The organism is Pseudomonas sp. NY15372, assembly GCF_048068215.1.
In the GTDB taxonomy this organism is placed as follows: domain Bacteria; phylum Pseudomonadota; class Gammaproteobacteria; order Pseudomonadales; family Pseudomonadaceae; genus Aquipseudomonas; species Aquipseudomonas guariconensis_A.
The window spans coordinates 86,831-105,870 of sequence record NZ_JBLUPY010000009.1; the positions used below are offsets into that span (position 1 = coordinate 86,831).

At 63.6% G+C, this 19,040-nt stretch carries 21 protein-coding genes; 11 read left to right on the forward strand and 10 right to left on the reverse strand.

Annotation, left to right across the window (positions count from 1 at the left end):
* Positions 1-10: 10 nt before the first annotated feature.
* Entirely contained in the window at positions 11-709 is a 699-nt protein-coding gene (locus tag ACNFG0_RS09880) for a YoaK family protein (RefSeq protein WP_416764686.1), read from the forward strand.
* Position 710: 1 nt separating this feature from the next.
* On the opposite strand, the gene ACNFG0_RS09885 is transcribed toward ACNFG0_RS09880, so the two are convergent.
* Positions 711-1,061, reverse strand: a complete 351-nt coding sequence (locus ACNFG0_RS09885) for a hypothetical protein (RefSeq protein WP_196154995.1) — start codon at positions 1,059-1,061, stop codon at positions 711-713.
* Between the two features lie 281 nt (positions 1,062-1,342).
* Here ACNFG0_RS09885 and ACNFG0_RS09890 point away from each other — a divergent pair, with 281 nt between their 5' ends.
* The 5 genes from ACNFG0_RS09890 (at position 1,343) to ACNFG0_RS09910 (ending at position 6,112) form a co-directional block, all read left to right on the forward strand.
* Positions 1,343-1,645, forward strand: coding sequence for an RcnB family protein (locus ACNFG0_RS09890; RefSeq protein WP_196145814.1), 303 nt, complete (start codon positions 1,343-1,345; stop codon positions 1,643-1,645).
* A 184-nt stretch (positions 1,646-1,829) separates the two neighbouring features.
* A complete protein-coding gene (locus tag ACNFG0_RS09895) occupies positions 1,830-2,057 on the forward strand; it encodes a hypothetical protein (protein WP_230390412.1) in 228 nt (75 codons plus the stop codon).
* Between the two features lie 77 nt (positions 2,058-2,134).
* Positions 2,135-2,539: a glycine zipper domain-containing protein gene (locus ACNFG0_RS09900; RefSeq protein ID WP_416764627.1), complete on the forward strand. Its 405-nt coding sequence runs from the start codon at positions 2,135-2,137 to the stop codon at positions 2,537-2,539.
* Positions 2,540-2,711: 172 nt separating this feature from the next.
* Positions 2,712-4,541 (forward strand): SLC13 family permease, encoded by a 1,830-nt coding sequence (locus ACNFG0_RS09905; protein ID WP_416764628.1) that lies wholly within the window; start codon positions 2,712-2,714, stop codon positions 4,539-4,541.
* 146 nt (positions 4,542-4,687) lie between these two features.
* Entirely contained in the window at positions 4,688-6,112 is a 1,425-nt protein-coding gene (locus tag ACNFG0_RS09910) for a diguanylate cyclase (RefSeq protein ID WP_416764629.1), read from the forward strand.
* A gap of 1 nt (position 6,113) precedes the next feature.
* Here the strand turns inward: ACNFG0_RS09910 and ACNFG0_RS09915 are convergent, their stop codons facing one another.
* Entirely contained in the window at positions 6,114-6,875 is a 762-nt protein-coding gene (locus ACNFG0_RS09915) for a sulfite exporter TauE/SafE family protein (protein WP_196145819.1), read from the reverse strand.
* Between the two features lie 101 nt (positions 6,876-6,976).
* On the opposite strand from ACNFG0_RS09915, the gene ACNFG0_RS09920 reads away from it, so the two are divergent.
* A complete protein-coding gene (locus ACNFG0_RS09920; protein ID WP_416764630.1) occupies positions 6,977-7,876 on the forward strand; it encodes a LysR substrate-binding domain-containing protein in 900 nt (299 codons plus the stop codon).
* 685 nt (positions 7,877-8,561) lie between these two features.
* On the opposite strand, the gene cfa is transcribed toward ACNFG0_RS09920, so the two are convergent.
* Both cfa and ACNFG0_RS09930 read right to left on the reverse strand, forming a co-directional pair.
* Positions 8,562-9,716, reverse strand: coding sequence for a cyclopropane fatty acyl phospholipid synthase (gene cfa, locus ACNFG0_RS09925; protein ID WP_196155001.1), 1,155 nt, complete (start codon positions 9,714-9,716; stop codon positions 8,562-8,564).
* Between the two features lie 36 nt (positions 9,717-9,752).
* A complete protein-coding gene (locus ACNFG0_RS09930) occupies positions 9,753-10,178 on the reverse strand; it encodes a DUF892 family protein (protein ID WP_196155002.1) in 426 nt (141 codons plus the stop codon).
* Positions 10,179-10,896: 718 nt separating this feature from the next.
* Between ACNFG0_RS09930 and ACNFG0_RS09935 the strand changes: the two genes are divergently transcribed.
* On the forward strand, positions 10,897-11,160 hold the full coding sequence (locus ACNFG0_RS09935) for a hypothetical protein (protein ID WP_416764631.1): 264 nt from the start codon (positions 10,897-10,899) through the stop codon (positions 11,158-11,160).
* Between the two features lie 10 nt (positions 11,161-11,170).
* On the opposite strand, the gene ACNFG0_RS09940 is transcribed toward ACNFG0_RS09935, so the two are convergent.
* The 4 genes from ACNFG0_RS09940 to ACNFG0_RS09955 form a co-directional block, all read right to left on the reverse strand.
* Positions 11,171-11,923 carry a hypothetical protein gene (locus ACNFG0_RS09940; RefSeq protein WP_416764632.1) on the reverse strand — a complete coding sequence of 251 codons (753 nt, stop codon included), beginning with the start codon at positions 11,921-11,923 and terminating at the stop codon, positions 11,171-11,173.
* A gap of 67 nt (positions 11,924-11,990) precedes the next feature.
* Positions 11,991-13,448, reverse strand: a complete 1,458-nt coding sequence (locus ACNFG0_RS09945; RefSeq protein WP_416764633.1) for a DUF5666 domain-containing protein — start codon at positions 13,446-13,448, stop codon at positions 11,991-11,993.
* A complete protein-coding gene (locus tag ACNFG0_RS09950) occupies positions 13,445-14,299 on the reverse strand; it encodes a DUF6502 family protein (protein ID WP_196155006.1) in 855 nt (284 codons plus the stop codon). Before ACNFG0_RS09950 ends, ACNFG0_RS09945 begins: the two co-directional genes overlap by 4 nt.
* Positions 14,300-14,442: 143 nt before the next feature.
* On the reverse strand, positions 14,443-15,072 hold the full coding sequence (locus ACNFG0_RS09955) for a hypothetical protein (RefSeq protein WP_416764634.1): 630 nt from the start codon (positions 15,070-15,072) through the stop codon (positions 14,443-14,445).
* Positions 15,073-15,481: 409 nt separating this feature from the next.
* Here ACNFG0_RS09955 and ACNFG0_RS09960 point away from each other — a divergent pair, with 409 nt between their 5' ends.
* Together ACNFG0_RS09960 and ACNFG0_RS09965 are read left to right on the forward strand one after the other, a co-directional pair.
* Positions 15,482-15,805 (forward strand): phage holin, lambda family, encoded by a 324-nt coding sequence (locus ACNFG0_RS09960; protein ID WP_416764635.1) that lies wholly within the window; start codon positions 15,482-15,484, stop codon positions 15,803-15,805.
* A gap of 121 nt (positions 15,806-15,926) precedes the next feature.
* On the forward strand, positions 15,927-16,163 hold the full coding sequence (locus ACNFG0_RS09965; RefSeq protein WP_416764636.1) for a hypothetical protein: 237 nt from the start codon (positions 15,927-15,929) through the stop codon (positions 16,161-16,163).
* Between the two features lie 90 nt (positions 16,164-16,253).
* Here the strand turns inward: ACNFG0_RS09965 and ACNFG0_RS09970 are convergent, their stop codons facing one another.
* Positions 16,254-17,159, reverse strand: coding sequence for a LysR family transcriptional regulator (locus ACNFG0_RS09970; RefSeq protein WP_416764637.1), 906 nt, complete (start codon positions 17,157-17,159; stop codon positions 16,254-16,256).
* 178 nt (positions 17,160-17,337) lie between these two features.
* Between ACNFG0_RS09970 and ACNFG0_RS09975 the strand changes: the two genes are divergently transcribed.
* On the forward strand, positions 17,338-18,024 hold the full coding sequence (locus ACNFG0_RS09975; protein WP_416764638.1) for a hydrolase: 687 nt from the start codon (positions 17,338-17,340) through the stop codon (positions 18,022-18,024).
* Positions 18,025-18,526: 502 nt separating this feature from the next.
* Here the strand turns inward: ACNFG0_RS09975 and ACNFG0_RS09980 are convergent.
* Positions 18,527-19,000, reverse strand: a complete 474-nt coding sequence (locus ACNFG0_RS09980) for a YitT family protein (RefSeq protein ID WP_416764639.1) — start codon at positions 18,998-19,000, stop codon at positions 18,527-18,529.
* Positions 19,001-19,040: the final 40 nt, after the last annotated feature.

Sequence of the window (19,040 nt, forward strand, 5' to 3'; positions counted from 1 at the left end):
AAGCGTGACGATGCTGCCCGGGAGCCTGTCAGCCAATGGCCAAAGCCGTAACCATGTGCAGCGCCGCGGCACCGTGGGGCTGTATTTCGTCGCTGGGCTCTCGGTGCTGGCCGGCATGACCGATGCCATTGGCTTCATGGCCACCGGCGATTTCGTCTCGTTCATGAGTGGCAACACCACGCGCTTGGCGGTATCGCTGGGCAGCGCCGAACTGGGCCTGGTCCTGCGCCTGGTGTTGGTGATCGGTGCCTTTGTCCTGGGCAACGCCCTGGGCGTGATCGTCGCGGCGAAAAGCGGCCGGCGCCCCTGGCCGTTGCTCGGCCTGATCGCCGCCCTGCTGGCGCTGGCTGCCCTGTTGCCAGAATTGCTGCAACTGCCCGCCCTGCTGGCGGCGGTCACGGCCATGGGCATGATCAACGCTGTGGTGGAGGAAGTGAACGGCCTGCCGATCGGCCTCACCTACGTCACCGGCGCCCTATCACGCTTCGGCCGAGGCCTGGGGCGCACGTTGCTGGGCCAACGCCGGCAGGGCTGGCGGGTGCAGTTGATCCCTTGGAGCGGCATGTTCTTGGGCGCGATCGCCGGGGTCCTGCTGGAGCAGCGCTTCGACCGCGCCGCCCTGCTCGCCAGCGCCCTGCTAGCCCTGCTGCTGGGCCTGGCTTCGCTGAAAATTCCGCGGCGCTGGCAGTTGCGCTACATGCCACGCTGAATCACAGGCAGGTCGCCGCCGCGGCGCGACGGCGCAAGGCGTTGGTGTCCTTGCCTTGCGCGTAGTAGTCGACGCGGGTTCCGCCGGCCTGCGGGTAGATGTCGGCGAACGACTCCGCCTCCCGGGTGTAGACGGTAAAACCGCCCTGCTTGCGCGGCTCCAGGTAGCCGCTGGCATCGACCCCGAATGCCGCCTCTTCCTGCCAGCTGAACTGAATGCACTGGGCGACAAGGTCGGGCGCCTTGGTCGAGTCGAGCTGGGCGGTCGGCGTGCCGTTACGCGCGGCGTCCATGGTCGCTGAAGCACAACCGGCCAGTACCAGCGCTACGGCGATCGGCAGAATTGCTCGCATGTTCCATCCTCGGGGCAAAAAAGAAGGCGACTCTAGCACTGGCGCCAGCGCGAGTGAATTGTCCCGCGCGTGCCGTTGTCGCAGATAGGGCATGCCCAAATGCCAGCTGCACTGGGGGCTGCTACGCAGCCCATCGCCGGCAAGCCGGCTCCCACAGGGACAGCGCCGCTCTCAGGCTGACGCGTTACTTGTGGGAGCCGGCTTGCCGGCGATGGGCGTGCAGCGCCCCGCGTCCTTAACTAACAGGCAATAGGGCATGCCCTGCCTACAAGGAGACTTCCATGAAGCCTAGCCAAACCCTATATGCCCTGCTGCTCGGCGCAACCTTGTCCTGCCTGCCCCTGGCAGCGACCGCGGCGGATGTGTCAGAAGAAAGCGTCACCGCACCACACACCGAACGCGAACTGAAGGTCGGCGACAAGGCGCCGGACCAATACAAGCGCGACGACCTGGCCGTGCGCGACTGGCGCGCCAAAGGCCTGCCTGCCCCGGAAGAGGACAGCCACTGGGTACGTCTGGCCGACCATTACGTGCTGGTGCAGACCACCAATGGCGTGATTCTCGCCATCCAGCCCGCCACCTGACCCAACCACCCGGGCAAGCCCGCCCAGGCGATAGACGCGCCGCTGCTTGCCCGGGCCCTTTGGCGACCCAACCCATGCCGCTTATCGCTGGAGCGGGAAAATCTTGCGCGTGCAAGAAACCAAATCGAGCGATGCCTGTCTCACGAAGTACCCCGTAAACCTTTGCGGATCAAGGACCTATATCGTGATCAAGCGCATAGCGAGCTTTTCGTTGATTGCCACCGTGCTGCTGCTTGGCGGCTGCTACCACCATTACGACGATGATGACTATGGCTGGCGGGACCGTGACCGCGACCATCGCTACTACCGCTATGACCGCGATGACGATGACCACCGTTACCGCGATCGGGACCGTCGCGACCGTTACTACCGTCACCGCGACCGTGATCGCGATGATGACGATGACGATTGAAACCGATACCGTCCTAACCCTGACCCGCCGCCGTGGCGCGGCACTTTTACCCTGATGATTCCTTTGAGGTTCATATCATGCGTCTGACTCTGCCTTCCCTTGCCCTCGGCTTGCTGCTCTGCCAGGGCGCATTTGCCGGCGACGGCACCGCGGCCATTGGCGGCGGCCTGGGCGGCGCCCTGGGCAACATCGTTGGCCAACAAATCGGCGGCGGCACCGGTGCTGCCATTGGTGCAGGCCTGGGCGGCGCGGCCGGCAGCGCGGTCGGTGCACGCAAGGGCAACCGTACCGAAGCTGCCATCGGCGGCGGTCTGGGTTCGGCCGGCGGTTCGGTGCTGGGCCGCGCGGTAGGCGGCTCCACCGGCTCGACCATCGGCGCAGGCCTTGGTGGTGCTGCCGGCGGCGCACTGGGCAACCACATCGGCGACAATGACCGCGACCACGGCCACGGCCACCGCCACCACCGTCGTCATCGCCACTGATCCATCGTCCGCGGGGGCTGCCTTGCAGCCCTTTCGCGGCACAACGCCGCGTCTACAGAAAAAGCGTCATCCGAACTGCAGCCTTGCAGTGCATCAATACCTCCTTCACCACACGTCGGCACACTGACGCTACTCTCTACCGTGCCCCTCGCGTGAAGGATCACCCCTCCCCATGAACCATGAGTTGCTCTGGGTCCTCGGCCTTTTGGCCGTCGTCGTCATTCTCTTCGTCGTCAACCGCCCGCGCATGGACGTGGTCGCCCTGCTGGTGATACTCGCCCTGCCGCTTTCGGGCATCCTCACCATCGAGCAGGCCCTGGCCGGTTTCAGCGACCCCAACGTGGTGCTGATCGCTGCACTGTTCGTGATCGGCGAAGGCCTGGTGCGCACCGGCATCGCTTACCGCATCGGCGAATGGATGAGCGAACGCGCCGGCAACAGCGAGGCACGCCTGCTGGTGCTGCTGATGATCGCCGTGGCCGGCCTGGGTTCGGTGATGAGCTCGACGGGCGTGGTGGCCATCTTCATCCCGGTGGTATTGAGCATCGCCGCACGCCTACAGCTCTCGCCCAGCCGGCTGATGATGCCGCTGAGCTTCGCCGGCCTGATCAGCGGCATGCTCAGCTTGGTCGCCACGCCACCCAACGTGGTGGTGCACAGCGAACTGGTACGTCATGGCGGGCAGGGCTTCGGTTTTTTCAGCTTCACCCCGTTCGGCTTGGTGGTGCTGCTGCTCGGCATCGGCTACATGCTGTTCGCCCGCCGCTGGCTCAATGGCGAAGTGCGCAAGGATGGCCGCGTGGAAACCCGCCGCACGCTGCTTGACCTGGTGCTGGACTACAAGCTCAACGGCCGCGAACGGCGCCTGCGTGTGCGTCCCCATTCGCCCCTGGTCGGGCACACCCTGGGCGAACTGGAGTTGCGCACCCGCCATGGCGCCAACGTGATCGGCATCGAGCGCCAGCACAAATTCACCACCCGGGTCATCGCGGCCGACTCCAGCACGGTGCTGCACCAGGGCGATGTACTGCTGCTCGACCTCTTCGCCAACGTCGACGACCTGCGCAGCCTGTGCCAGACCATGCAACTCGAGCCCCTGCACTTCAAGGCGGCCTACTTCATCGACCAGTCACAGGAGCTGGGCATGGCCGAGGTGTCCCTGCCGCCCGGCTCGCAGCTGATCGGCAAAAGCATCCTGGACTTGGCCTTTCGTAGCCGCTTCGGCCTGAACGTGGTCGGCCTGCGTCGGGAGCAAACCGCGATCGAAGCACAGCTGGTGGAGGAAAAACTGCGTCTGGGCGACACGCTGCTGGTAGTGGGGCCCTGGAAGGCCGTACGCCAGCTGCAGGGACAACCCCGGGACTTCCTGGTCTTGAGCCTGCCGGCGGAAATCGACCAGGTGGCCCCGGCGCGCACACGGGCGCCGTATGCGCTGCTCAGCCTGGCGGTCATGGTGGGCCTGATGGTCAGTGGCGTGGTGCCCAATGTGGTGGCCGCGCTGATCGGTTGCGTGCTGATGGGCGCCGGGCGCTGCATCGACATGGACAGCGCCTACCGCGCCATCCATTGGCAAAGCCTGGTGCTGATCGTCGGCATGCTGCCGTTCGCCCTGGCCCTGCAGCAAACCGGCGGCATCGACCTGGCAGTGAGTGGCCTGGTCGGCCTGCTAGGCGGCGCCGGGCCCAGCGCGATCCTGGCGTGTCTGTTCGTCGTTACCGCCGTGATCGGCCTGTTCATTTCCAACACCGCCACGGCGGTTCTGATGGCACCGGTGGCGATCAGTACCGCGCAACAACTGGGCATGTCGCCCTACCCGTTCGCCATGACCGTGGCCCTGGCGGCTTCGGCGGCATTCATGACGCCGGTCTCCTCCCCGGTCAATACCCTGGTGCTGGGGCCGGGCCAGTACCGCTTCGCCGACTTCGTGAAGGTCGGCGTGCCGTTCACCTTTTTGGTGATGCTGGTCACGGTGTTCATGGTGCCATGGTTCTTCGGCTTGTAGCTGACGTCAAGAAAACGACGAAAAATTAATACGGTCACATTTCGACCGGCAGGACACCAGCTAATTGACATTGTCCCTGCTCTCGAAACACACTGATACGAATTGCCCCAGGTGCCTTCGGTCGTTTTCCTGGATTCAGTTCCCGCTTGCCGGTCGAGCCCATGGTGTTTCCAGCCCAGTCGCGCCTGCTTCCTCCCCTGGTCCTGTTCGGCCTGACGTTCGCCCTGACCGTGGGCGGCATCCTGGCCCGGCCGATCGAATCCCTGTCGCTGTTCTGGCCGGTAAACGCCGTGCTCGCCGGTGTGCTGTTGCGTTATCCGCGCCAGGCCAACGCAAGAGGCTTTGTGCTTATCTGGGTGGCCATGGTCGCTGCCGACCTAGCCAGTGGCAGCACGTTGAAGCCAGCGTTGTGGCTCAACCTGTGCAACCTGAGCGTGATCGCTACCCTCTGGCAAGTGCTGTCGCGCCTGCCGCGCATGCATCGGCGCATGCGCACGCCACAGGGCGTATTGTGGGTGTTCGGCGCTTGCGCCGCTGGCGCCATGGTGGCGGCAAGCCTGGCCTGCGTCGTGGCAGCGCCGTGGTTCCAGCAGTCGCTGCGGGCCACCTGGCTGGCCTGGTTCAGCGAGCAGTTCTCCACAAACGTGCTGGTGCTGCCGATGCTGCTCACCGCACCGAACCTGCGACCCCTGGTACGCGGTGGCGCCCAAGCGATTCACGTGTCCCCCATGCTGGTGTTGCTGGCCTCCCTGGCCTTGGGTATCGCTTTCGGCGGGCCAGGCGCCATCGCCTTTCCCATCGCCGCATTGCTCTGGTGTGCCTGGATCTATTCGCCGTTCCTGGTCTGCGTACTGGCCTTCACCGCCGGCACCACGCTGATCGTCGCCGTAGCCCAGAGCCTCATGCATTTCAGCCTGCCGCAGAGCGTGCCTGGGGTCACCACCTTGATGTCGGCGCGCCTGGGCATCGCCATGCTGGTGCTCGGCCCGCTGGTAGTCGCTTGTGTCAGCCAGGCCAACCGCAGCCTGCTGGCACGCCTGGCGCACCAGGCCACGGTAGACCACCTGACCGGAGCCCTGACCCGCAGCGCCTTCACCCATCGCGCCACGGCCCTGCTCGACAGTCGCCAGCAACACGAGCAGGCCCTGCCGCTGACCCTGATGATGCTCGACATCGACCACTTCAAGGGCATCAACGACCAGCATGGTCATGCCGTGGGCGACCAGGTCTTGCGCCAGTTCGCCCGCACCCTGCAAGACCAGCTACACGAAGGTGAGCTGTTCGCCCGCCTGGGCGGCGAGGAATTCGTGATCATCGTGCCGGGCCTTGCGCCGGAGCAGGCCAAGTTCACCGCCGAACGCCTGCGCCGGGCGGTGCAGGACCTGCGCGTGGTCCAAGCCGAGCAGCGTCTGCAGGTGACGGTCAGCATCGGCGTGGCTGGCTGCACCGCCGAGCAGCACTCGGTGAACCTGGACACCTTGCTGGCCCATGCCGACCAGGCGCTCTACCGGGCCAAGGCCGATGGCCGCAACCGCGTCGAGCAGGCCGAAGCCCAGCGCCAGGCAATGTGACCTACCCCGCCAGCAAATCCCAGGACAGCTTGGCGATCAGCACGCACAACAACACCAGGAACAGCCCGCGCACGAAGCCCGCGCCCTTGCGTACCGCCAGCCAGGTACCAGTCAGGGCGCCGAGGATATTGAACGCCGCCATGGGCAAGGCGATGGCCCACAGCACGTTGCCCGACGGGATGAAGAACACCAGCGCGGCCAAGTTGGTGGCGATGTTCACAAGCTTGGCCGAGGCCGAGGCGTGGAGAAAATCCAGGGCGAAAAAGCGGATGAACAGGAAGATCAGGAAACTTCCGGTGCCCGGCCCGAACAGCCCGTCGTAGAAACCGATGGCGCCTCCGATCAGCACCGCCAGGCATTGCTCCTTGCGGCCGATGTGGGTTGGCTTGTGCAAGGTGCCGAAGTCCTTCTTGCAGAAGGTATAGATCGCCATCAGCACGATCAGCACCAGCACCGCCGGGCGCATCAGGCTTGGCGGCACCAGAGACACCGTCGCCGCGCCAACGAATGACATGACGAAGGCACTGAGCATCGCCGGCACGATCAGCCCCCAATCCAGTTTCACCTTGCGGATGAATGAGCGCGCCGCGAACGACGTGCCGCAGACCGAGGCCAGCTTGTTGCTGCCCAACAGGGCCGCCGGTTGCGCGTTCGGCAATACGTTGAACAGTGCTGGAATCTGGATCAACCCGCCGCCACCGACGGCGGCATCGATCAGGCCAGCGGCGAAGGCGAACAGCGAAAGCAGGGCTATATCCATCATGGGGCGGAGTTCCGGGCATCAAGGCAAGCGCCAAGGCTAATCAAAGCCGTGCGCTTATGGTGAAATGCCGTATTGCGAAAACTGCAACCAAGGAACCTTTCATGGCATTGGACATGTTGCGCGAGATCCAGGCGTTCGTAAGCGTCGCGCACAAGCGCAGCTTCGTTGCCGCGGCCCGTTCCCTGGGGCGCTCGCCCAGCTCCGTGACACGCGCGGTGCAAGCGCTGGAAGACAATGCCGGGGCCAAGCTGCTCAACCGCAGCGCCAGCACCGTGACCCTCACCGAGGCGGGCGAACGGCTGCTGCCCCATGCAGAACGCTTGCTGGATGTGCAACGCGACGCAGCCGACGAACTGGCCGCGCTCAGCGGCACCGCCCAAGGCTGGATCCGCTTCGCCGCGCCAGAACTGCTCAGCCAGCAGGTATTGCCCCAGGTATTGGCAGAGTTTTCCCAGCGCCACCCTCAGGTCACCTTGGACGTGCAATTCAGCGACGTGGCGCTGGACCCTCTGCAAGGCAAGTTCGACTTCGTCATTCGTGGCGCCTTTGCGCAGTCCAGCGAGCTGATCGGCTACCCACTGTGGCGCTACCGGCGCTACTTGTATGCCAGCCCCGATTACCTGGCCCGGGCAGGCATGCCTGAGCACCCGAAAGCCCTCGAGCGGCACGCGGTGATCCTGCACACCGCACCGCGCATCCTCAAAGCCTGGCACTTCTATCGCGACGGCCAGATCACCAGCCTGCGCCCGCACCCTCGCCTGCGCCTGAGTTCAGGAGGCGCGGTGCTGCAAAGCACCCTGGCCGGCGCTGGTATCGCCCGCCTGGCGGATTGGGCAGGCGACCCGTATGTACGCGCCGGTCGGCTGGTAAAGGTGTGCCCCGGTTTTCGATTGACCTCCAGCACGGGCCAGGACCCGCAGATGCATGCCCTGTATCCGGCTGGCGAATTACCGGCGCGAGTAAGGGAATTGCTGCAGACGCTGCGCCTGGCTCCCCCGTGACGCGAAGGTTCGGCTGCGCTTCAACAGCGCTGCTCAAATTCTGTTCAATTTAACAGAGCCCGCCGCCGGCTTGGGTTGCAGCATTTTATCCACAGACCTACCCACTTTTTTTGTGGACAGATTTCCCAGCGTAAAGAACGACTTATCGTACAGGCCAGGCTCCAGGAAAGCGGGCCATGAACAACGGATTCAGCTGGGCGGAATGGTCCCCAGCAGGCCGATCAGGATTGTCAGGAACAGGAAACCACCCAGAAACAGTGCGAGCTTGCCCATCGGAACCTCTACATGGATGTACGGGAACGGCGAGGCTGGCTGGTGCGGATGCAGTGCAGCTCAGCTTGCCCAGCGCTCGCCGGTAGGAAAGGCTGGGCCTGATGGGTATTGTCGGCGTGAGGCTGATACGGTTACAGATTCAGGTTCATGTAAAAAAAGCGTATCAGATGAGCGCTGGCGGCCTTCGTGTCGGGGATCCTTGTTGGAGCGGGTTTACCGGCGAGGCATGCCTCGCGCTAACGGGCACCGGCGTTGCCGGTGTTCGCGGGGCAAGCCCGCTCAGGGACAGCGTTATTTCAGGACTGCGGTAATCCTGTGGGAGCGGGCTTGTCCCGCGATTGGGCAGCACTGCCATCGCCGCTGCTTGGCAAGGGCTTCGCCCTTGTTCGCAGGGCAAGCCCACTCAGGTGGTTTAACTGACCCGTTGGTAGCCGCCGAGCACACCTCGGCGTGACATCACCCATTGCCACAACTGGATGTCCCGGGCACGGAATGCACCTGCGCAGGACAACAGGTAGTAGCGCCACATACGCCGGAAGCGCTCGCCCAGTTCGTTGGCGAAATACTGCCAATGGGCCTCGAAGTTCTCGTACCAAGCCATCAGCGTGCGGTCGTAGTCCGCACCGAAGTTATGCAGGTCCTCGACCACCAACAGGCCATCGGCGGCATCGCCGATCTGGCCGATCGAAGGCAGGTCGCCATTGGGGAAGATGTACTTGTCGATCCAGCGGTCCGGCACGTCGCGACGCCGGTTCTTACCGATGGTGTGCAACAGCAGCAGGCCATCGTCCTCCAGACAACGCGCGGCGACTTCCATGAAGGTGCGATGATTCTTGCGCCCCACGTGCTCGAACATGCCGATGCTGACAACGCGATCGAAGCGCTCGTCGAGCGCTCGGTAATCCTGGAGGCGAAACTCCAGCGGCAGGCCTTTGTAGCGTTTCTCGGCCCATTGGCACTGCTCGCGGGAGATAGTCACCCCGACGCATTCGACGCCATAGCGCTCGGCGGCAAAACCCATGAAGCTGCCCCAGCCGCAGCCGATGTCCAGAAGCCGCATGCCCGGGCGCAGCCCCAACTTGCGGCAGATCAGGTCCAGTTTGGCTTCCTGGGCCTGGGCAAGGTCGTCGGCGTCCTTCCAATAGCCGCAGGTATAGGTCATGCGCGGATCGAGCATGGCTGCGTAGAAATCGTTGCCCAGGTCATAGTGGCGCTCGCCCACGGTCCAGGCGCGTCGGGACGTCTGGCGATTGAGCAGACGAGCCTGCAGCGCATGGTAGATCAGCGCCATCGGGCTGACTTGGTCGGCCACACCAGCGCGAAGCAGGCGGGTGAAGAATTCGTCGAGTTGCTCGCAGTCCCAGTCACCATCCATGTAGGCCTCGCCCAGGCCAAGGTTGCCCTGGGCCAGGGCGCGCTGGGGTACATCGGCGGCGTGCAGTTGCATGTCCCAGGGCTGCTCGCCCTCCAGGCCAAGGCCGGCCTGGGCCAGCAGCTCACGGGCGAAGCGGGTGGTACGGCTGGCCGGCGCAGCGCCGGGCAGGTTGGAGGAAAGCTCGGAAGGCATGGTGTGTCCTTGTGGGTATTGGAAATCGGACGCGCTTCAAACGTCGGGGGTGTCCTGGTGCAGCCCCAGCACCACTTGCAGCTCCTGGCGCAGCCAGGGCTGTTCGATCGAGGGCAGGCGTGCCTGCAATTGGCGGGCGACCCAGCGTTGGCCGCGGGCGATGAAATGCAGGCGCTCGTGCAGGTCGGCGATGGCCATGGCCTTGCCATAGAACTCGCCCATGCCGCCGCCGGGCTTGGCATCCAGGCGTTCCAGGCAGTTGCGCAGGCGACGGCAGCTCTCGGCTTCGCCGTGGTGCAGCTGCTCCAGGCGCTGAAGCAACAAGGGGTCTGTGGTCTGCCTGGCGCTGTCGAGCATCAGCCTGGCACCAGCACGCTCGGCGCGCATGAGCATGCGCAACCAGTCGATCAGATCGTCGGAGGGCGGTATGGCAGGGCCCTGTGTTTCACAAGCATGTGACATGGAAAACTCCTGAAGCCGCTGGACTGCGCGGCGACAGGACGAGCTTAGAATGCTGGCACGCTGAAATTAATTGAAATTAAATGGGGGTTGAGTGCAATAAAACGAATACTTGCAGACCACTCGAAACCTGCCTCGAATGGCGCTGGCCATACGTATTCGGGGCCTGGGAGCTACAGCCCACACGCCATCGTTGCAACCTTGATGCAAAATTTTCGAAGCAATCGGCTTGAGGCGCTCCGCCTGCTATCGCGTCCCTTCATTACCTCGCGCCACATCGCCCTCCTGCTCGGCGGTGCGTTGGGCCGTGGTCTTCCCCACCTGGGGCCGTCTAGCGTTCGGTCGCAGGGCATCGTTGTCCCGCTCGACTTACCTGGCGTGCGTTGAGCGGGTGTGCTGCCGGTGTTCTTTTTCATGATCCACCTCGACGTGAGCCTGTGCTGGGTTCGAGCCATGCGTGCGGTGAAGGGTTCAATTCTGCTGTTTTCCGTTTGCAAGACATACTCGGTGCCAGGCAATTGAAACATTTCTTTTCCCATTAACTCGGCATTGACCTTATGTAGCCCAACAGACCATTCGAGGGCTTAACGAGCGCGCGCCCCCTTGTCTACAGGGGGAACACCCTGTCCCAGGTCATCAGTCGAAACGTATCTCACGCTGGCTTTGCAGGACTCGTCCGAAGCACGCGTAGCCTGGGTCCTACGTAAAGCCCAGTCCCTGTATGAAACATCAGTTTCACCTGTTTGAACGAGCTGATACGGTCGCCGCTTTCCTACAGCGGCACGGATGCCAGCAGCACGAGACCGACATGGACCCGTATCAAACCTCTGCCCTCTCCCTACAAAAGACCCTGCTCAACCTGCGCCAGAAACGCGACCTGCTGAGGTCCCAGGCACGCCATGAGGAAGCCGACAGGCTTGCCAAGCAAATCGCCGATATCGAGACGACGCTTCGCGGCCTGCCGGCTGTACCGACGTTGCAGTGACTGGGTTGTCTTAGAAAGCGCGGCTGAGCTGTAACCCGCCGCCGGTGTCGGGGCTCGCATCGGAAAAGCCTTTCAATGCATAGAGCTGGACCTTCCAGTGCGCATCGAGCCTTTGGGTCAGGAACAAGGTGAGCTCCCGGATTTCATCACCGTCGGCAGTCACTTTCTGCCGCCAGTCATAGGCTGCCCCCGCGGACGTACCAGGTGCCAGGCGGGTAACCAGGCCTACGGAGGTAAAGACCGGGTCGCGAAAATCGCTGCCCGCCGGGTCACCGAACTTCTTCCAGCCCAACGTGGCAAAGCCGCTCACGGCGCCAAAGGCCCGCACCAGATCGACCTGGGCGGAATAATCGGCTTTGCCCGTACCCAGACAACGGTCTTCGTCCGCCGTGGGCAACTTCACCTTCCCCACCAGGTCCACCAACAGGTTGCCGCCGTCGCGGCCATCGAACAGCGCATAATCGACGCTGGCCACCGTGTCTCCGAGGCCGCTCTCGACGCGCCCGCAATCATCGCCCGCCAACGGCTCTCCGCCGGGGCCAACCGCGGGGTTGGTAATGCGCAGGTAGGGAATGGTGAGTTTGTAGATCATCGGGCCGGCTTCGTACTTGCCGATCACAGGTACGTACCAGGTCTCGCTGGTGGCGGCCGTGCCATAGTCGCCCCGCGAGTAGTCCACCCCTGTCGAAAGGCTGAGGTCACCTGCCACGGCGGGCAATGCCAGGGCCATCAGGCAGGGAAACAGCGCGCGTATCGGTACCATGATCACCTCGTGGCGATTGCATATCGACGGTTACATGGGCCACCAGCCCATCAAGCAAGGCCCAGCGTCAATGCGGTCCCGAATGGTCCACACGCTCGACCTTTTCTGGGCGCTCCACTTTTTCAGGGCGCTCGATTTTCTCTGGGCGTTCGACCTTTTCGGGCCGTTCGACCTTGTCCGGCCGTTCCGTACGTTCTACCCGCTCGATCCTTTCGATGCGGTCAGGCTTGTCTGGCCGGTCGGAGCGCTCGATCTTCTCGGTCCGCTCGATGCGCTCCACACGCACGCCGTTTTCGAACACCTCGATCCGCTCGCGGGTCTCCACACGCTCCCCATCGTCACGCGTTTCGATCCGCTCCCGACGCTCGAGCGCTCCCGAGCCTGACAGGTCCTGGCGCTCAACCTTCTCACCAGACCCATCGTGCTCGATGCGCTCCTGGGTATTTCCCTGCCCACGTCCGGCACTTGTGCGTTCATGGTTTTGCGACTCAACCTTACGCCCTCCCTGGTACAGGGTCTGGCCGGAATGCTCGGGCAGCACTTCGACCCGATCGGCCCGAATGCTGCGCCCTTGCTCGAATACGCCGCTCACCCGGACACGTTGGCCGATGGCAAGGCTCGCCGCCTGGCTGCCGCCGACATAGGCGGTGAAACCGCCGACTTCGACACGATCACCTTGCTGCCCGCGCACCAGCCCTTCCACCAGTGCGTTGCGCACTCGCCCGGCGAAGGGGAAACCGGGGTCCTGGCTAGCCTTGGCAACGTCAAGCTGCTGGCCGTTCCACGCACCGCGCACCAGCATTTCACCGGTGGCCGGCAGCGGCTTGCTTAGCGCCAGGCCCTGCAGATTGCCTGCCTGCCGGATATCGCCAATGGCACTGGCCTGCATCAGGCCTGGCGCTCGATCGATTCGGCTGGCCATCACCTCGCCCTGGGCGTTACGCAGGCCGCTGACGCGCACCGGCTCACCGATGCGCAGGCCGGGGGCCAGGCGAGCGCCCGGAGCCACGCGCACCGGCTGGCCCATCACACGCAAAGGCACATCGCCAGAGGCAAGCCCTGTTACCGGGCCTTCGTACGCGTTGAGGATGGCGATGCTGCGCGCCTCCAGCCCCCGACGTGACTGGTGCGCTTCGACCGCGACGACCTGGCCGATCGCCAGGCGCTGGCTGCTGGCGGGCAGGCCGTTCTCGCTGAAGGCCACGTGGTCATCGAAATGCACTTCCGCGCCATTGACGCAAATCGAGCCAAACCCGGTAATGGTGCCGACAATACCGGTGCCACCCACCCCGCCATCCTCGACCGGAGCCCCGGTGCCCCCGATCCCCCCTCCGCCTGGCCGCGCACCGGTGCCACCGACGCCACCGGTGTCCGCTGGCGCACCCGCACCGCCGGGTGCTATCGCACCTGTGCCGCCCATGCCGCCGGGTTCGACGCAAGCCGGTGCTGCCGTCGCCAAAAATGGCAGCATGAGCAGGCCGAGCAGCACGGCGAGGCTGCCAACCAGGCGCGGGACTCCGTTCATGGTGGGCTGGCCTTGGCTTCAGGGGGAGCCTCGGCCGGGCTGGGTTCGGTGTAGAGATAAAGGCCTACGGTAATGCGCTGTCGGGCATCGGCGGGCGGAGGGTCCCGCTCTTCCCATTCCGCGGCTAGCTGGTTCAGGGCAATGAGCACCTGCATGCCGTCGGTTTGCACCAGCGCTTTCAGGTGCTCAACCCCAGCCACGGACAGGCTGTCGTAGTGCACCGCACGCTCGAAGAATGGCTCGCCCGGCTCGGTCAGGTTGTGCACGGCTGCACAAGCGTGGTCATGCAGGTTATGGCGCAGGTACGCCACCTTTTCGTCGAAGCCCCGCTGCGGGATGAACGCCCGGGTCTGCAGGTGCACCTGGTCCTGTTCGTCTACCCGCACCACGCCCAGGCGCAGCCATTCATCCAGCACCACACGCGCGCGGATATCGGTGCTCAGCGTCGCGACCAGGCCGTCGAACGAGCCGTCGCCACCCATGCTGGCCAGGCGTGGCAAGGGCCGCGGCTGGCCGGGCTGATCGCAGAACGGCATCTGGTTCAACCAGATGCTCACCAAGTGCGCACCGAAAGAAACCGCCTCCGGCATTCCGGCGTCGCCGTCTACCGGCTGGGCGCGCAGACGCCGAACATCCTTGCGGTGCACGCCGGTGATCAGGCTGATCCGGCTGTCACTCGCCGGTTTGCCCTCAAGACGGAATTCCCGCTCGGCGACCTCCACGAAGATCTCCTTGAGCATCTGAGTGAAGCTGTTGAATGTGACCCCTTTGCGCAACATCAGCCTCACCAGCGGACGCATGACGTGCCTCAACGCTGGCAAGAGGGAGGGAGGCAAGGTAGGCAATTGCATTGCAGGTCTTCCTTATCGACGGGCGGTGTGGTCCCAGGCCATTGCAGCAGCTTGCCCAAGGCATCACAACCATCCTGGCCTACGCCCGGCCTCAACACGGAGCCCGACCCTCACGCCGGGCCCCGTCGTCCTGCGTTCAGCGGTCAGGCACCGCCGCGATCATCACCGACGTCATGAGCCGGGCCGTCATCGGCACCGTGGCCGATGCCGTGGGCCTCACCGACATCATGGTTGGGGCCATCATCGGCACCGTGGCCTACGCCGTGCGCCTCGCCGACATCGTGGTTGGGGCCATCGTCGGCGCCATGGCCGACACCATGCAGGCCGCCCTCATCGTGATCTCGACCGTCGTCGCGGCCACGCCCGCTGTTCGCGCTTCCCGGGCCGCTGTTACCAGCATGGCCACCCTCTGCGCCGTGGCCAGAACCACTGTTGCCGCCGTGGCCGCCACCATCACCGCCGTGGCCTGAGCCATGGCCGCCTCCACCGCCGCTGCCGCCTCCACCGTGGCCACCACCACCTCCACTGCCGCCATGACCGCCCCCGCCACTTCCACCACCGTGGCCGCCTCCACCACCATGACCACCACCGCCGCCATGACCTCCGCCACCGCCATGGCCTCCGCCACCGCCACCGCCACCGCCACCGCCACCGCCACCGCCATCTTTCGCATAAGCGCTGGAGAAATCACTGATCTGGTCAGGTACCAAGGCCAGCGACGCCGAAAGAGCGCCGCCAATGGCGAGCGCCAGCAAGCATTTCTTGAGCAGCATGATGAATCTCCGCTTCAGGGTTGCAGTTTCACGCTCGAAACAGACGCAACAACCAACGAATCCCGGCTGCCTTACGGGCAACCAGCGGGTGCTCCATCCCGGTGTCTGTGCCGATGTGCTTGTGCACGTTCCTTCTGGGCCAGTCAGCCTGTTCTTTTATGCGTGGGATTTTTTCCCACGATTCGAGCATAGACCTATGCCAGGGAGAGTCAATGACCAGCTATCCGTTGGCCTACAAATGCCGTACCTGTGACATCAGCTGGTTGCCGTCGCCCTGTCGTCTGCAGACCATGGCTTATCTCGCTGACAAGGACACAACGCATGCACCTCGAAACAACCTCCACCGCCCGGCAAGCCAGCCCCATTCGAAACTGGCCGCCTGGATGCGACCCTATGAGTGGGGTGCTCCATGCTTGACCATATCGATGTCTGGGCATGGGTCGTCGGCTGGCTTCAGGAAAACTGGCCAGCCTTGTATGCCGGGCTCCTGGCTGTCGTCATTGCCGGGCTTCGCGTGGTTTATGGCGGCGGCTCACTGCGCCGGATGGCAATAGAAGCCCCCTTGTGCGGCGCCCTCGCCCTGTCCGCCAGCCATGGCCTGTCGCTGATCGGCATGCCCCTCGATACCGCGCCGTTTTTCGGTGGCATGATTGGCTTGCTGGGGGTCGAAGGGATTCGTGAGGCGGCGAGGAGGTTCGTGTTGCATAAGGGAAAAGACGAACAGCAGCGCTGACGATTGTTCGCGCTAGCCCCAGGATTATGCCTGGCTGCCCATCCAGATGGATGCAAAGCCAGTAACGGGGGTAGCTCGCAGCAGAGTAGCGTTGAGCCTTGACGGTATCACGGAGGGGTATATGAACATTCGCAGCCTGGCCAAGAACCTTCCAGCAGACCCTGATCGCGAAGGCAGGGTCCTGGGTTGGGGCGTACTTAGAGACCGGCATCCATGGCATTTCGTGGATGTCTATGCCGACCAGCAGACTGCCCGGGCGCAAGCGCAGCGGTGCGGTGAGGGCTACGTCGTGGAATACGGCTCGCACCGGTTGGGATCGGATGATTTTATCTGTGGCGTGACACCGCCTGAGGGGTAAATGCCGCGAGACAAGCCGGTTTCGCTCGGCGGCATGAGCGAAACCAGACGCGTGGCACGGCAGACAGGACTCACCACTGCCGTTCGCGAACTAGCTGATTCCGCTGGTGGCAAATTCGCTGCCAAGAAAATCCAGCAGTGCCCGCACGGAGGGAAGCAAACCGCGACGGGAGGCATAGACCGCATGGACCACCCCAGTCCGGGGCGCCCAATCCGGTAGCAGGTTCACAAGCGTGCCGTCATTCAGGTCTTCGCGCACCACGACGGCGGGCATATGCACCGCCCCGGCGCCCACCAGTGCAGCCTGGCGCAGAGCGACGAGGTCATCGGTAACCAACCGTGGCCGGTAGCGAACCTGCGCTCTGGCATCCCCGGGACCGTCCAGTTGCCAATGGTACTCACGCTGTGCCGCCCCCCAGTGAAGGGTTGGCAAAGCCGCTACATCGGCAGGTGCCGGCCTTGCTGGCAGGCGCTCGCGCAACGCCGGGGCACCCACCACACATTGTTGACTTTCACCCAGTATCTTCATGACCAGGTCACTGCTTTCCAACGGGGGGAAGCGCACCCGCAAGGCGATGTCGATGCTGTCCTGGATCGGGTCCATCTGGCGATTGGTGCTCTGTACATGCAACTCCACCAGCGGGTACTGCACCATGAAACGCGCGAGCATCGGGCCGACCCAGAAGTTCAACAGCGCCGTGGGGCAACTCAAGCTCACCACCCCACGGGGTTCGGAACGATGCCGTTCGACAGCCTCGGTGGCTGCAGCAGCTTCCACCAGCATCGCTACGCAATGGCGGTAGAACACCTGGCCGATCTCCGTCACCGAAAAGTGCCTCGTGGAACGCTGGATCAATCGCACGCCTAGGCGCTCCTCCAGCGCAGCCATGCGCCGGCTCAGCTTCGACTTGGGTTCGCCCAAGGCGCGTCCGGCAGGCGTGAAACCGCCGTGCTCCACCACTTGGGCGAAATAATAAAGGTCGTTGAGATCGTCCATTTCAGTGTTCCTTTCGCAGAACACTGATACTAATTTTTGCGGACTACCGAGGCAATTGTTCCATCTATATCGTTTTCTCCGTGATCTGTCCCCAGGCTCAGGCCTCGCCAAGCCTGGATGAACGCCCGGCAGGAGGCACGGGTTTACCGGCCTGGAGGCCCTCTCAGGAGAAACCGATATGTCCAACTTTTCTCAGATTGCCAACTTCAACGGCCAGCGCCCGGTGATCGATCCAGACGACACCGCCATGCTACTCATCGACCATCAGAGTGGCCTTTTCCAGACGGTCAAGGACATGCCGATGACCGAACTGCGCAACAACGCCATCACCCTGGCCAAGATCGCCACATTGGCGAAAATCCCGGTGATCACCACCGCTTCGGTGCCGCAGGGCCCCAACGGCCCGCTGATTCCCGAAATCCATGAGGCTGCCCCCCATGCGCAGTATGTGGCACGCAAGGGTGAGATCAACGCTTGGGACAATCCTGAATTCGTCGCCGCCGTAGAGGCTACGGGTAAAAAGACCCTGGTCATCGCCGGCACTATCACCAGCGTATGCATGGCTTTCCCAGCGATTGCCGCGATCAATGCCGGCTACAGAGTATTCGCAGTGATCGACGCCTCCGGCACTTACTCCAAGGCTGCCCAGGAAATCACGCTGGCCCGAATCGTCCAGGCAGGCGTGGTGCCCATGGATACTGCCGCAGTCGCCTCGGAAATCCAGCGCACGTGGAATCGCCCGGATGCTGCACAGTGGGCCGAGGCCTACAGTTTGATCTTCCCGCACTACCGTCTGCTGATCGAAAGCTACGCCAAGGCCCAGCAGGTCGTGACCGAACACGAAGCGCTCGATTCGCAACGTTGATGCCTTTCGGCTCGGCAGCGTGCTGCCGGGCCGTCTTGATCGTTGAGTAGATAACGCCTCGCATGGGTTTATCTGCCCTATACCGCGTCGCATCGTTCGCGGATAAACCCGCCCCATAGAACCACACATAACTATTCGATGTGCAGGCCATTGTGGGGCTTGTCCCGCGATTAGGCCGGGCCCGATATCACCGTCGCCTGGCAAGGGCCTCGCCCTTGGTCGCGGGACGAGCCCGCTCTCATAGAACAACGCATAACTATTTGAGTTTGCAGGTCCATTGTGGGAGCGGGCTTGTCCCGCGATTGGGCCGGGCCCGATATCACCGTCGCCTGGCAAGGGCTTCGCCCTTGATCGCGGGACAAGCCGGACCGCCGCACCGCCGCTCCCACAGGGGGGCAGCGCTAGCCGCTTGTTCTCTGCGCGCCAGCACAGCCCGAAGGCCGCGCGCTCTAACCAGCTATTGGGGTTTTCACACAGCCTGGGGCGATGGCCATCCTATGCCTTAGCCTCGGTAGCGTCCCGGTTTATGCCAGATGATCAGCACCAGGTTCATCGCTACTGTGCCAACCAGCGACCAGACGAGCTTTTCCCCCGGCAGATAGATCATCGCGATGATGAACAAGATACAGTCGCAGACCAGTTGAGAGATCCCGGCATTGATCGAAAATCTTCGCTGAATCCAAAGGACGACGGAGCCCGTTCCGCCCATGGACGCGTTGTGTCTGGCCAAGCATAGGATACCCATGCCTAGAAGCGTCCCTCCGATCACCCAGCCAAGCCCGGGGTCGATACCCGTTGTGTTCAGTGCCGGAGTAACGACCTGGACGCCTGCCCCAAGCCCAAAACTCACCAAGACGCTTTTGAGTGTGAAATTGCGGCCCATGGTGAAAAACGCGAACATCAGGAAAGGCACGTTTATCGCAGGTACCAGTACCGACGTTGGGTATGGGCTGATGAATGAGCCCAACAGCGCCATTCCAGCAATCCCCCGGTGATGAGCCCACTCTTGTCCAGGA

What these genes read in the sequence shown, in the direction of transcription:
- ACNFG0_RS09880 (WP_416764686.1), top strand. Translation starts at nt 11, where the DNA reads ATGCTGCCCGGGAGCCTGTCAGCCAATGGCCAAAGCCGTAACCATGTG.
- ACNFG0_RS09885 (WP_196154995.1), bottom strand. Translation starts at nt 1,061, where the DNA reads ATGCGAGCAATTCTGCCGATCGCCGTAGCGCTGGTACTGGCCGGTTGT.
- ACNFG0_RS09890 (WP_196145814.1), top strand. Translation starts at nt 1,343, where the DNA reads ATGAAGCCTAGCCAAACCCTATATGCCCTGCTGCTCGGCGCAACCTTG.
- ACNFG0_RS09900 (WP_416764627.1), top strand. Translation starts at nt 2,135, where the DNA reads ATGCGTCTGACTCTGCCTTCCCTTGCCCTCGGCTTGCTGCTCTGCCAG.
- ACNFG0_RS09905 (WP_416764628.1), top strand. Translation starts at nt 2,712, where the DNA reads ATGAACCATGAGTTGCTCTGGGTCCTCGGCCTTTTGGCCGTCGTCGTC.
- ACNFG0_RS09915 (WP_196145819.1), bottom strand. Translation starts at nt 6,875, where the DNA reads ATGATGGATATAGCCCTGCTTTCGCTGTTCGCCTTCGCCGCTGGCCTG.
- ACNFG0_RS09920 (WP_416764630.1), top strand. Translation starts at nt 6,977, where the DNA reads ATGGCATTGGACATGTTGCGCGAGATCCAGGCGTTCGTAAGCGTCGCG.
- cfa (WP_196155001.1), bottom strand. Translation starts at nt 9,716, where the DNA reads ATGCCTTCCGAGCTTTCCTCCAACCTGCCCGGCGCTGCGCCGGCCAGC.
- ACNFG0_RS09930 (WP_196155002.1), bottom strand. Translation starts at nt 10,178, where the DNA reads ATGTCACATGCTTGTGAAACACAGGGCCCTGCCATACCGCCCTCCGAC.
- ACNFG0_RS09935 (WP_416764631.1), top strand. Translation starts at nt 10,897, where the DNA reads ATGAAACATCAGTTTCACCTGTTTGAACGAGCTGATACGGTCGCCGCT.
- ACNFG0_RS09940 (WP_416764632.1), bottom strand. Translation starts at nt 11,923, where the DNA reads ATGGTACCGATACGCGCGCTGTTTCCCTGCCTGATGGCCCTGGCATTG.
- ACNFG0_RS09945 (WP_416764633.1), bottom strand. Translation starts at nt 13,448, where the DNA reads ATGAACGGAGTCCCGCGCCTGGTTGGCAGCCTCGCCGTGCTGCTCGGC.
- ACNFG0_RS09950 (WP_196155006.1), bottom strand. Translation starts at nt 14,299, where the DNA reads ATGCAATTGCCTACCTTGCCTCCCTCCCTCTTGCCAGCGTTGAGGCAC.
- ACNFG0_RS09955 (WP_416764634.1), bottom strand. Translation starts at nt 15,072, where the DNA reads ATGCTGCTCAAGAAATGCTTGCTGGCGCTCGCCATTGGCGGCGCTCTT.
- ACNFG0_RS09960 (WP_416764635.1), top strand. Translation starts at nt 15,482, where the DNA reads ATGCTTGACCATATCGATGTCTGGGCATGGGTCGTCGGCTGGCTTCAG.
- ACNFG0_RS09965 (WP_416764636.1), top strand. Translation starts at nt 15,927, where the DNA reads ATGAACATTCGCAGCCTGGCCAAGAACCTTCCAGCAGACCCTGATCGC.
- ACNFG0_RS09970 (WP_416764637.1), bottom strand. Translation starts at nt 17,159, where the DNA reads ATGGACGATCTCAACGACCTTTATTATTTCGCCCAAGTGGTGGAGCAC.
- ACNFG0_RS09975 (WP_416764638.1), top strand. Translation starts at nt 17,338, where the DNA reads ATGTCCAACTTTTCTCAGATTGCCAACTTCAACGGCCAGCGCCCGGTG.
- ACNFG0_RS09980 (WP_416764639.1), bottom strand. Translation starts at nt 19,000, where the DNA reads ATGGCGCTGTTGGGCTCATTCATCAGCCCATACCCAACGTCGGTACTG.